This is a genomic window from Actinotignum schaalii (assembly GCF_028864145.1).
GTDB classification, from domain to species: domain Bacteria; phylum Actinomycetota; class Actinomycetes; order Actinomycetales; family Actinomycetaceae; genus Actinotignum; species Actinotignum schaalii_B.
The window spans coordinates 1-13,115 of record NZ_JARBHJ010000049.1; the positions used below are offsets into that span (position 1 = coordinate 1).

Annotated in this window: 10 protein-coding genes; all 10 read right to left on the bottom strand. The window is 51.0% G+C overall.

The genetic code is table 11. The features are described 5' to 3' along the window. The coding region (locus PWJ82_RS08945) for a Rib/alpha-like domain-containing protein (RefSeq protein WP_274736302.1) at positions 1-2,289 on the bottom strand (2,289 nt) is incomplete at its 3' end. 575 nt (positions 2,290-2,864) lie between these two features. After that, complete coding sequence (locus PWJ82_RS08950) at positions 2,865-3,464, bottom strand: hypothetical protein (protein WP_274736304.1); 600 nt, start codon at positions 3,462-3,464, stop codon at positions 2,865-2,867. A gap of 185 nt (positions 3,465-3,649) precedes the next feature. After that, on the bottom strand, positions 3,650-4,027 hold the full coding sequence (locus tag PWJ82_RS08955; protein WP_274734432.1) for a type II toxin-antitoxin system death-on-curing family toxin: 378 nt from the start codon (positions 4,025-4,027) through the stop codon (positions 3,650-3,652). Then, a complete protein-coding gene (locus PWJ82_RS08960) occupies positions 4,024-4,266 on the bottom strand; it encodes a type II toxin-antitoxin system Phd/YefM family antitoxin (protein ID WP_274736306.1) in 243 nt (80 codons plus the stop codon). Before PWJ82_RS08960 ends, PWJ82_RS08955 begins: the two co-directional genes overlap by 4 nt. A gap of 107 nt (positions 4,267-4,373) precedes the next feature. Further along, positions 4,374-4,634 (bottom strand): AbrB/MazE/SpoVT family DNA-binding domain-containing protein, encoded by a 261-nt coding sequence (locus tag PWJ82_RS08965; protein WP_274734434.1) that lies wholly within the window; start codon positions 4,632-4,634, stop codon positions 4,374-4,376. A gap of 591 nt (positions 4,635-5,225) precedes the next feature. Beyond that, on the bottom strand, positions 5,226-7,175 hold the full coding sequence (locus PWJ82_RS08970) for a prolyl oligopeptidase family serine peptidase (protein ID WP_274736308.1): 1,950 nt from the start codon (positions 7,173-7,175) through the stop codon (positions 5,226-5,228). Beyond that, on the bottom strand, positions 7,156-7,947 hold the full coding sequence (locus PWJ82_RS08975; protein WP_274736310.1) for an ABC transporter ATP-binding protein: 792 nt from the start codon (positions 7,945-7,947) through the stop codon (positions 7,156-7,158). Before PWJ82_RS08975 ends, PWJ82_RS08970 begins: the two co-directional genes overlap by 20 nt. Positions 7,948-7,975: 28 nt before the next feature. Beyond that, on the bottom strand, positions 7,976-9,394 hold the full coding sequence (locus PWJ82_RS08980) for an FtsX-like permease family protein (RefSeq protein ID WP_274736312.1): 1,419 nt from the start codon (positions 9,392-9,394) through the stop codon (positions 7,976-7,978). A 55-nt stretch (positions 9,395-9,449) separates the two neighbouring features. Beyond that, a complete protein-coding gene (locus tag PWJ82_RS08985) occupies positions 9,450-11,216 on the bottom strand; it encodes an ABC transporter ATP-binding protein (protein WP_274736314.1) in 1,767 nt (588 codons plus the stop codon). Positions 11,217-11,482: 266 nt separating this feature from the next. Further along, positions 11,483-12,904 (bottom strand): lanthionine synthetase C family protein, encoded by a 1,422-nt coding sequence (locus PWJ82_RS08990; protein WP_274736316.1) that lies wholly within the window; start codon positions 12,902-12,904, stop codon positions 11,483-11,485. Positions 12,905-13,115: the final 211 nt, after the last annotated feature.

Sequence of the window (13,115 nt, forward strand, 5' to 3'; positions counted from 1 at the left end):
GTCGTTGATCTTGATTTTCTCGTTGTCCTTGAGCTTGCGGACGGTCTTGTCCGGAGTGATCGTAGTCGTCGAGTTATCCGGGAAGGTCACGGTCACGGTTCCGTTTTCGGAAACGGTGATCGTAGTGCCGGTCGGAAGATCCGGGTTCTTCTTTTCGACGGCCTTCTTGACCTGTTCGCGTTCGGGATCGGTGAGCTTGTTGACATCGACGACGCCGGTTACCTCGGGGTCGTTGATCTTGATTTTCTCGTTGTCCTCGAGCTGGCGGACGGTCTTGTCCGGAGTGAAGGTGGTTGAGGATCCATCCTTGTAGGTCACCGTTGCCGTGCCGTTATCGGAAACAGTAATCTCGGCGTCCTTGGGCAGGTCAGGGTTCTTGGCCTTGATGGCGTCGCTAACCTTGGTCTTTTCCTCGGACGTTAGTTTATTGAGGTCAACAACACCGGTGATGTCGGGATCCTTGAGGGTGATCTTCTCGGCCATCTTCGGCTTGGTAACAGCGATCTTGAAGGGAACCTTCACCGGATCGGGCTGGCCCGGGATTGTCACGAGCACAGTGCCCGTCACATCGCCAGTCTCCTTATCCTCGGGGATCTGGTAGGTAATCTTGCCGTCATTGCCAACGGTGAGTCCGTCGATAGGTGCGCCGTCGACCTTAAACGTAGAACCGTCCGGGAAAGTGAAGCCTTCTGGTGTAGAGATCGGAACCTCAACCGTGGAACCGGACTTTCCGTTCGAATCCGGGTATGAAGGTGTGACGAGGGGTGCCTTGAAGGTCTTGGTGCCGAGATCCTTGCCATTGCGGTTGTAAGCAATGGTGACATTACCTTGCTTATCCACGGTTACTTTATCCGTGTCCTTGAGCTGGTTGAGCTCCTTGACCTTCTTTGCGATGATTTCCTGTTCGCCGGGCGTCAGGTTGTTCGGATCGGTGACTGCCGTCTCGGAAATCTTAGACGTGTAGTAAATGATGGTGGCGGTCAGCTTCGGGGAAACCGCACCCAGGTCAGTTGTGAGCGTGCCGGTGAACGTCTGGGTCCCAGGATCGTGGTTCATATTATCCACCACGATGTTCTTGGTGATTTTACCCTTGACCTCGTCGTGGACGTCCTTCCTGGAAAGGTTGCCATCGTCACCGTACTTGAGCGGGTTGAGCTTGCCGTAATCGACGCCGATAAGGCCCTTCACATCATCGGGAGTGAAGGGGTCATCGGTATCCAAGCTACGGATAAGCGTGTCTTGTTTCAGCGGGATGACGCGCACCTTGAACAGGTTGGAGAAAGATTGGGTGTAGCGCTTGTCGCCAGAGGCATCGGTACGGACCCCGATAAAACGCTTACCGCCAATATTATTTGACTGCCCGGCGTCATACTGGCCGGAGATGACGGCGGTATTGCCGGCTAACTTGAGGTCAAAGCCTGTGAGCTGTTTTGCCGCCGGCCAGTCCTCGCCCTGCCCTGGAGCATTAGTTCCCCACAGCTTTCCCTTGCTGTAGTCATCGGTTTTGAGAGTGACGGTTACCGGAGGGACAGGCGTGGACTTCTGTTTCTTCTGATCTGCGTTTGTGGCAGGATCCAGGAAGACCAGGATATTCGGAACTTTTCCGATAACGCTTACCGATTCGCTGCTAGGAACGACGACGCTAAAGGCATCTTCGCCGGCCTTGTTCGTGATAGTCAGCTGGCCCTGATTATCCACGGCAAGCTGGTCACGGCTGAGACCGAGAGCGGGGTTATTCTTCAAGAAAGCGTCGATGATCTTCGTCTGCTGCGCCCCGGACAGGGTGTAGCTATTCGGATCCTCAACGGTTACCTTGTCTTTATTGTTGATACTGTGGTTCAGGGTTGCACCCTTTTCGGGATCCGGGCTTTCCTCCCGGAACGCGAAGGGCGGGGCGTAGTAGAAAACCTTGACATTGTAAGTTTCAAAGGTGTCCGGAGTCCCCTTCTTAGCCACGATAACCGGAACGTCCTTAACGCGATCTTTGCGCTTCGGGCCGTACGAGTTTGCGTTGGCAGCCTTGAGGTTCTTTACCGTGAAGTTATACTCGTCAGGGTTGAGGTTGTTCTTGGTGAGCTGAGCCTTGACCGATTCGATAACCTCTGCCTCGGTCAGACCATCGACCAGGAAGAAGTTCTTTGCGATGGCGCCGCCGAACTTTGCTGAGTTAGCTTGTTCAGAGCTGGAAGCTCCCGCAGGGGAAGCTGGATCGGCGAGCGCGGGAGTGCCGCCGAAGAATATAAGGGTTGCCGCCAGAGTGGCACCCGCTATCTTACGAAAAGAGGTCACGAGATCCCTTCCTTATTTCCCAATCGTTGAACAGTGAATGTAACATCGATTTGAATAGAGAATTGTTATCGCTATTCTAATCCGCAGGTCAGAGGGTTGAAAACCGATTTCTTGTGACGTATGACCAGGTCGCGGTGGGGGAATTTTGCGCCGTCGTACTGAGGTGGAGATGGGCGCGACGAGGTGGGGTGCGGTGGTGAGTCGTGGCAGTGGTGTGGCTCCCGATGTTCCGGATGCTACGGAATAGGTAAGCGGGGCCGCCGTGGATTTTTATGCGGTTAATCGTGCATGCTCTCTGGTGTGAGCTTACGCTGAAAGTCGAGATTTTCCATGGAAGATCCGATTCCCTGGAAGTTCCGGGAATTTTGATTCCCACATGGCATAGACGCGCCACGGCAAACTGAGTGTGGGCCAGACGCGCATGAGGAGTTCCCGATTTAGCCAGCGTTCCTGCTGCTCTGTAGTTCCTTCGTTGATCAATGCGGTATAGCCGCGCTTTACGAGGCCGTCACTTTTAAGGCGGATCGTTTGAGAATGTGGTGCCCAGATGATCGAATGGTTGTGCTGGTAGCGGCCTAGGCGGCGTCGTCGTTCTTATCGGGAATGCACTGCGTTGTTGAAGAAATGCGCTGGGCCCCACGATGATCAGCGAGCCAACGTTGGCCGTTGACGTCCGTGAAACAGAAGCGGAAGTTTTCGTTAATGACGGTGAGTGGGGGTCGGTCGCCGAAAAGGCTGTCACCGTAGGTATCAACGTACTCGGCTTTTTCTTTCGGCGGGAGCGTAGGGAAAGTGATTTCGTAACCGGCCGAGGTTTGCCGGAATTCGTGATAGTGATCGGCTGAAACTTTGAGCCCGTCAAGGGGCGCCGGCAATGCGAGCGTGAGGTCAAAAACCGGGTTGGGGGAGGCATTATGGAAACTCGAAGTGATCTGCCGGCCGGTTTTCCCGGTGTCGGTGCGGTGTTCCTCCGCGGTGATCTTGTTTTGGACGAAAGCCTGGTTAGCCTGGGAGAACTGTTCGGCTTTGATTGCCTCGTGGCGGTCATAGATATTCAAGCCGAGCACGGCCACCGCGATGACAACCGAAATAAGCGAGAGAGTTTCGGATAGCGGCAGCCAGCCACGCCGCTTCCCGCGCGCCCGCTCAGTGCCGATGGCCTTCTCCTCATCCATGCGGTTATCCCTTTTCTGACTGTTTTCGAACTATTGCCGCGCTTGGCGTGACTGATGCCGGCACCGTGCGGCGTGGGCCCGTAGCGTGCGGCCACCGATGAATTTTAGCGTTTCCGAGAGGGGAAACAAGTGGGGTTCTTCAACTGGCGATGTTGAATCGATAGCGACGACGGAGCGCAGTGTAACTACAGGAGGTGTTCGTCAATCCATGCGCGTAGGTCTGATTCATCTACCTGTCCCGCAGCCATGCTTAAAATAATCGCGATCATCTCATCGTCCGTATAGCTCAGTTCCGCACCGTTGAGTGCGAGGAAGACTAGCATCGCGTGCGTGCCAATACGCTTGTTTCCGTCGATAAACGGATGATTCTTGATAAGCCCAAACGCAAGGCGGACAGCTTTATCGATAAGACTGGGGTAGAGATCCTGCCCACCAAAACTCTGTAATGGAGTCATGAGGGCTGAATCTAAGAGGCCTTCGTCTCGGAGCCCTGATGTCCCACCGGATGTTTCAAGCAGTTCCTGGTGAATCAGGAGGATCTGCCGCTTGCTTAGGTACTTCACTTCGCCAGTTCCTCATATACGCGCGCATTTTTTCTGATGAGCGCGGCTGAGACCTTCGCGAGCTCAGCATCGTTCGGTTCTGTGATTTCATCCGCCTCAGCGAATTTTGTGATGATGTAACGAGGGCGATTATTTTTCAAAATAACGGCTGAGCCATACTCGTCTACCAATCGCGCCACCTTCGAGAAATTCTGATTCGCTTCCGAAATTGGTACCAAGGTATTCGTATTGACATTCATGGCTTACCTCCCCTTCCAAGAAGAATATGCAACATATCCTAGGTTGAATATAGCCTAATTTGAAGGGGTTTGTGGGTGTCGGTTTTGGCGAGAGTTAGCCCGCATGACTAACTGTTTCTAATACTCGCGACCAGATCGTTCACGGCTTCTTCGGATTCAAGGCCCAAACGTTCCGCTTCGCCCGCTAACCCAGTTTGGAGCGCTGACATTGCATAGCGGGCGGAGTTGATCACGCGCACGTCGTTGCCGTCTACGACGAAGGCGATGTGGTCTCCTTTGTTGATGCCTAGCCGCTCGCGCACCACCTTCGGGATGGTTACGCGTCCCTTCGCCTTCACTTTGGCGGATTCTGCAAATTCTTTAGTCACCGTCATCCCTCCTTGGATGTGAGCGGTAGCCCTAACACTTGCGATTTTAATGGGTGGGATATTGATGTGTGGGCAGGTTTGTTGCCTGAAAACTGGATGTTTGGACGTCGGATTTGATAAGGGCTGAACTGCTTCCTATTCCGTGCTGGTTAGGGGTTTTGCGATTTCCTGGTTAGACCAGCCTACCTATAATCTAAGCCGATGCCTGTCGTTAGCAAGCCTGCGTGGGTCTATCATCCGTGCTGCGGGTGCCGAGGGGAGGCGCTTTGTGGATTGCGTTGGTGCGTTCGGAGTGAGGGGGTGTCCATCTCCTCGAAAACATGAACATGCTTGGGTCTGCGTTACGTCCGAGTGACAGTTTGTACGGCCTGTGGGGGATGTGCTTTCGCTTAGTGTTTCATACTCGATTGGTTTGAGGTGACTGCTGTGTTCTTGTCGTTGAGGTCGAGGATAGTGGTTGTCAACTCCTCGTAGCTGCTCCATCTCTTGGCGTTGACTAAGCTAGCGTTGTAGTAGAGAGGAGGAATACGATTCCGTACGGCTTTGACACCATTTCCAGCAGGCATCACCGGAATCTACCAGGCATGTCTATTAGGTCAGGCGTTTTGTAATCCATTCGAGGATGCGTATTTGAGACGCTGATGCGCCAGACCACGAGCCGGCATGATCGGCACCCGGACGGATCTCCAACTCTATGTGCGATCCAGTTGCGCGCATGCGGTCAACCCATTCTAAAGCATGCCGATTATTGACTTTGTTATCTAATTCATTGAGAGCTAAGAATACGTCTGGCATCCTAACGGGAGGAATGTTTTCAAGCGGCGAGTAGCCCGCAATATACTTCCTAATATCGAGATCGGAAATGGGGTTACCGTACTCTTTCCAATCAGTAACAGCCAGCGGATCATCGGGGTCCATGAGAGCACGAAGTGGTGAGACGAACGGAGCGATCAGTATGAGACTATCAAAAAGACCAGGCGACATATTCGCGGCTGCTGCCACCAAAAGCCCTCCGGCACTAGCCCCTAGCGCAAACACTTTATAGTCCGGGTTTAACCTGGTTCCGTTAGTCTTAATATATTCACAGACATCAAGAAAATCACCGATAGAGTCAAGTTTATGTAACTTCGCTCCCTGTTGGTGCCATTTTACACCAAATTCTCCGCCGCCTCGAACGTGCGCAACTGCAATATCAACGCCGCGTTCAAGCATCATTGCGTACAGCGGATTGAAACCACGGGGCAATGACCGTCCATAGGCTCCGTAACCGACAACTAAGCAGCCCTTTGCTGGCTGCCTACCAGCGGTCGACGAGGCTATTGTTAGCCCTGCGGGTGAGTTGCCATCTAAGCGACCTAGAGTGCGAACAATGCCGTATCTACTCTCCTTCATTTTCGCTAGTACATCAAATACAGAGGAAGATGGAGATTGGCGTTTCCACAATCTTCTGTTGAGAGGGATTCGCAACAACTCCGGTGGTGCGACTAAGCTCGAAATAGATATATCGACATAAGGTTGCTGCCAGTCCAACGGGCGCATTAGCGCTGAGTCCACATTCGCTGGCAGGTGAACAGTCGATCGAGCCTCCAAGACTAATCCACCAATCCCGCAGTATCTGTAAGAAAAGACAACTACATCTACAGAAAGCCCATCGGGGAGGAAGGCGACAACACTTTCTTTTCCTAGGTAAACCGAGGACGCACACGTCAAAGACTGATTTACGTCTCCCTTAAAGGAACATCTTACTCCCATGACACGGTTGTCGTTGAGACTGAAGCAACTCAGCTTGCCCTCAGAAGCTGTATCCCCGTGTTCAATAACGAGTGCGAAGTCTATCCCTTCGCACTCTAGATGCTCGAATGTATAATGCTTGGAAGTTAATCCTGTAGTGACTTCGACGCCGGAGTTAATCTGAGGAGCGTCAAGGTCAATGAGAGTAAACACGCGGTGCAAGCTAGATGTATGTATTACTTTCAGAAACCTTTGTGATGTAGTGCGGCTGACACCGACGTAATTGCCCTCCATACCCGCAAAAAGACGTTTTGGAGACTCTGCTTTCGGGTTATCGACCCTAATTGCCCACAAGGATTTAGAACGACGCGGCGAGGACACGCAGGTAAAGTAGACTATTTCACCATTTCTCGACAGATACACACGGTCAAGCGAGCATTCGTGAAGAGATTTGCTAAAAACTACACGCTGAGATGCAACGTCACGAACACTTAGCCGAATAACACGGTCAGATAATGATCGTGTAGCCGAACAGGCGTAACTTCCGTTACTTGAAATATCTTGACTTATGACTTCTGAGTGCTGCGTTTGATCATGGTTAAACACAGGCTGCGCGGACAGGCGCAGCCGCTGCATGTCATGTTCTTCGAGATCCCAGTCGTCCGGATTACTGATCGGAACGCGCATTAAGAGACCAGTGGTGCTATCCGAGTAGTACCACCACTCGCCATGCCTTGCCCATTTGTTCCGCACCGCCTCATTAGTGAGGGCGGAAAGATTCTCGAACTGGCTAATCAGAGCTGGTTTCATGAGCGCCGTTATCGTTATTTAGCATGTTGAGGGTCTCAAACACCTCATGGGGTGATGGGTCTTCCAATATGCTGTTAACGCGACCGTCGTAGAGCACCAACACTCGATCCGATTGTGCCGCGAGCTCAATGTCGTGTGTCACGATCACTACTGCGGAGCCCGCATGAGCTGCTTCTCGAAGGAGATTGGCAATGACTTTGCTCGCCTGAGAATCGAGCGCACCAGTGGGTTCATCTGCAAAGACAATTTTTGATTGATTGAAAAGGATGCGAGCAACTGCAACCCGCTGCTGTTCACCTCCTGAAAGTGTCTGCGGTTTCGCATTGATTTGATTCGATAACCCGAGTTTATCTAGCAGTGCTTTCGCGGCAGCAGGATCAGCATCAACGCCCGCTAACTGGGCAGGTAGCATCACATTCTCAATTGATGTCAACGACTGAATCAGGTTGTAATCCTGAAAGACGAAACCGACGTTATCACGCCTAATCCGCGAAATGTCTGGAAGGCTTAGCTGGGTGATATCAACACCACAAAGTTCAACTTTGCCATCATCGCAGGATTCAAGTCCGGAAAGGCAGTATAACAAGGTACTCTTTCCGCTACCTGAGGGACCTACCACAGAAACCAACTCACCGTCACACACCTGGAAGGAAACATCCTGAAGAATCTGCCTTGTTAGTCCTTCACGCCCTGGGATACCATAACTTTTATTGAGATTCTGACAGCACACCCGAGCCGTTGTTTCTTGTACCAAGATTCCATCACCTTTCATACTTACGATCCTCATTACTCACGAACCCCTACTGGATATCTGTTGACTGAACATAGTCAAGCCTAAGGTGAGTAGATACTGAAGCCACCAAGAAGATTCCAAATCCGATCAATGCCAATGAAAATGGTGCAAAACTGGGCCATATGAAACTTGCGTTGGGAATCGGACCGTATCGGACAGCAACAAAGAAACCCAATCCGTTAACGAAATATACCATTAGCGAAATCAATAAAGAAGTCCCCACAAGCATGACTGACTCAAAAACCAATTTGGAATAAAGCTGCCTCTTGGTCGCCCCGAGCACGAACAGCATACTTGCATCCCTGCGCTTCTTAGCACCCGTGGCTATTGCGATTCCTCCAGCATTTATCAAAGAAATCAGAACCGGAAGACCGAGCAGCTGCACAAGACCACCGACATCGATTCCCTTTCCAGCAAAGGCAACACCAAACGCCCTCGCCGCATCTTCTGCCTGCCCAACATAACCGAACACGCCGGTTACTAGGACAAGGGAGACTGTCAACGGAATTACAAGAGCAGTTGAAAGCTCTAAGTCATGCTCAGACTGTCGACTGGCCAAAAACCAAGATTTTGACCATCGTCCGGGCACAACTGCCGTCCACACACGTAGAAAGCGACCGACAAAAAACTTACCCACTGAGCCAATGAGAACGGCGTAAGCCAACGATGTTCCCATATAAATGAACGTCGTCTTTTGCGTTATATCAATAACACTGCTATGAGCTGACGTGCGATTCGCAAAGAATAGAAGATACCCAATAAGGCACAGCGCAAGTCCACCGATTAACCAACTACCCCAGCTAAACCGTCGCACCGCCACAGAATCAGACCTCAGCACCAATACCGGTCGGACACTCGCAGCTTCCCTACCTGCCTTCATGCCACCCAAAACCGCAGTGATGGTAAGAGCGAAGACAACAATAGGAAAAACCGCAAGCGGTGGGAAACCAAGCGTTAACGCATAAGGCATATCCGCAGCGTGTAACACAAGCCTCCAGATAGGCCAAAGTCCAAAAGCGCAAGCTGCGCCGACAAGTGTACCAACCGTTGCCGCAAACGAAATCTCAACCAGCACAACGATTCTGGCTTGCCGCTCACTAACCCCAGCAAGCCGCCATACAACAATATCTCTACGCTGTAGCGTAACTGCTACCCTCGAGCTTGATGAGATCGCAAATACAGAAACCAAGATTAAGAGCACAATACCTGTAGAGCCGGACTCAATATAAGCCTGCCCGATCTGACCATCAAACCCGGTCCCTCGGACTAGGCTACCGATATAGAAAGACACCCCCATAGCGGTCAACGCTGATGTAAGCGCAAGTGATATCCAGGGGGCGATATCTTTGCCTAGCTCTTTGCGAGCAAGTCGAACCAGGGGTCCGTATATCCGACGCGTTTCCTCAAAAGATAAACCAGCTTGCATGCTAAACCTGACTACCCAAGTTAATCTGCATCTCCATATCCGCCATCCTTATAAACTAAATGCCTGCCTGAGTCAACTGTCGGTAAAGAGAGCAGCGACTGCGGACAGCTTCGAGCGATCCTGAGTCCACCAGTTGCCCCTTGTCGAAAACAATTACATTATCGGCAGCTTCAATCAGTGCGGGTCGATGAGCGATCATCAATACAGTTTTATTCTTTACATACTCCTTGAGAAAGAAAGCTAGCCTTTTCTGCGCAATCTCGTCGACGTTAGACGTCGACTCATCAAGTAGCAATATATCTCTATCTGAAAGCAGTGCACGAGCCAATGCAAGCCGCTGCCTCTCGCCTCCGCTTAGCAAAACGCCGTGCTCGCCAATATACGCGTCTATGTCACGGCAGAGACTATCCGCCAGATGGTCCAACCCAACCACCTCAAGTGCTCTAACACATTCCTCGCGCGTAACCCCAGAAAGTCCGAGGCAGAGGTTATCCTGAACCGTACCAGATAAAAGGGGCGCATTTTGCTCAACGTACGCGAATTGAGATCTAACTTCTTCTATTGTCATTGACGTTAATGCCCGACCCTTTACATATATCTGCCCATACCTTAGGGGGTAGAAGCACTCCAAAAGGGAAAAGACAGTACTTTTACCAGCTCCGGATGGACCAATAATCGCCGTAACTTTATTACGAATAACATCAAAGGTGACCCCGTCTAATGCCCAGGAAAACTCGGAGCTGCAAGACTTCCCTGAGCTACCAGCTGCTGCATCGTAAGTAAAACTAACGCGCCGCATGGATATTACTGCGTCAGGGTCTGTGCTTCGATGGGCTGACTCGAGGTCGGTGATCTTATGTCTTGCTGTCTCGAGCGGCATTGCTTCAATGCTGGATAGCCTCTGGTAGGCGCCAGCAGCGCGAAATAAACTAGTTAGGGTCGGACCTATAGAAGCGACAGGCATAAACATCATCATCATATAAAGCAGGAAGGTCACTAGCGCCGAGGCAGTAAGGGAGCCATTTCCAACCAACAGTCCGCCCGCTCCCAATAGAGCTAATAATGAGATTTGTAACACTGACGACGAAGTCGGTACGATCACAGCTTCTCGGCGTGAAAGTCGTTTTCCTAGCTTGAAAGCGGTGTCGATTGAGCGATTTACCCCAGAGCGTTCTGTCTCAACTGCGCCAGCGGCCCGAAGCGTGCGAACAGCTTCAAGGATTCGTAGTATACGGTTGGCCACCGACCCTATTGAGTCCTGCATTTCCGAGGAAATATTCCGCATGCCTTTGCTGAGAAAAGCCATGATTACAACTGCGGCTATCAGAACTAGAATGGTGACGATAGTCAAAGTAGGACTAAGATACGCCATTGCAATGCAGCATCCTACAACAATTAGCAAATTTCCTAGGATTTCAACTGCACCACTCGTAAATCCGGAACGTAGAGCTGTCGTATCGCTGGTAACCCGCGATATGAGATCTCCCAGTGGACGTTTTTCGTACTCACTGATTTCAAGCTCAGTGAGTTGTTGAACGATATCCTTTCGGAGTTTCTTAATGATCTCTTCAGCTGAGACTAGGACAATATAGGCCTCAATGCCATTTAAGATGCCAATCCCGAGAATCAGTGCGCCAATACAGATGATATACGTTTCGATTGGCTCCGACTTTACAACACGATCAAAGACTATGTTTAACAGGAGAGGCAACGTAATGCTAGCGCACGCCGTGACGAGAGACAAGAGGCTGGCGACGAAAAGTCTGTGACGCCATCCTCTAGTGATTCGCCAAAGATCCAATAACCGTGATTCACCGCGCATAGGTATGGTATCCTCCAGTAGCAGGATGGATTGTTAGTCACCTCTTTTCGCTAAACTAGCTCCATATTTGAGCTTGGTGGCCGAGCCGGTGCTTTCACCCACTCGACCACCAAGTCCCTAGCGTTCGTATTGTTTACGGTCCGCACCAAACCAGGCTAATACCGGAGAAGCCACTACATGCGGAGATGGAGGCACCACTCCAACGGGTGTCTTCGTCCTCCACGACAGTATCAGCTTGCAACTCGACTACACTGCGCATTTTCCTTTCACCTCCTTTCGCGATTCAGATTGACATTACCGTGAAATAGCTGCGATGCATTTATTACTGGAAGTAGATCCCAGGGAGAGGTTTCCAGGCAAGTTAATGTACATAGGACGCCGGCACCCCCGGTTCCGTAGTCATCAGAAAGTCGTAAAAGATAATCACCCGCAAAATGCAAATTCCCATTTACCTCGAAAGCAGAGTCGGAAAGCAGTTGCACGTGTTTCTCAATAATCTTACTGTTATCAAGTCCCAGTTCTTGTAAGGCAATTAGAGCTGCGACAATACCCGCTCGACCACGGTAAAGACCAGGCATTAGGTATAGCTCACCAGAGCAGGCTCGAATTGCCCCTTCGATTACATTGTCTTCTATCTGATTAAGCGCTTCAGGGTCTGAAGCACATAGTGCAGCAAGCGCATATACGATTCCTGCCGTTCCCCACCCAAGATACGGAAGATTACGGTTCTTATCCGCATCCCACACTCCGAGAGCACCATCTCGGTCGATCCTACATTGAGCTAGGTCTCGACGTATGGCAGCTAATGCAAGCTGCTGGTACTCGGATGGATTGTCGCTGATATTTGCGAGAGCCGTCCAAAGAAGTGAAACCCCTGACCACCCTGCTAGAAGCCCCGGCTTATTCACCGATGGAGGCGCAACGACAGAATGATCGCGTGGATCCGCTCGACCGACAATCAGTTCAGACACCATCTTAGCCATATCAATGTAGGCTTCTGTATTATCGTGTAGCCCGAGCGAAAGCATACTAAGACCCACACCTGCCAGACCTTCCGCTAGGTTTATACTCTTTAAACGTGTAGCATTAGGAGCTAGGCTAGCCCAGATAATTTGCGCATGATCGTTAACGCCTATCTCCGTGAGGAACCCCGCAATCCCCGCAAGACCATTAAGCAGACCGAGATTACGAGCGACTGATCGCATCGCCACAAGAGTCGTATCGGCAAGCCATCGAACGTCCCCACTCGCGGGGGCATAGCCACTTCGTTTTAACGCCCAGAGAACCCCGCTGGCACCGCTTGAGACATTAAGTGAACCCCATGTATCTTCGAATATTTCAATGTTGCCAGGGAAGATAGTGCCGGGTATGCAATGGCGAGCACTCAAAATCCCTTCAGCAATTCTATTGCGCGTTTCGAGAGAAAGAGCTAAAGATCCAGTAGAGTTCGCATGTGTAAGCTGTATTGGCTGTGGCGGATTACCTGGTGTAAGCTCCACACCTTTACTACTAGCCTCGCCGCTGCGCTTTGCTATGGAGTCTATATAGTGCGAGACTTCCTCTCCAAAGTCCCTTTTGACATTATTCAACAAAACTTGCCAATAGACAGGCGAAAGGGTCGCGTGTACATATCTAGGATCGAATAAGCTCGCCAAAACTCTGGAAACAGAGTACCAATCTCCTTCCAAGGCGTCACACCCTTCAGGGGCGGAAAATGACAATGCGTTGAACGTTGCTTTATCACAGGATGCTTGATCTCGAAGATCCTCGAAGTCTATGAAGACTACATGGTCAAGTCCTGGTTAGTGGTGTATCTGTGTTCTCGAATCATGATTGTCATTGTCTGGTTTCGATACTAATAAGGACTGGATATCAGACACAGGTCAAGCAATAATTTCC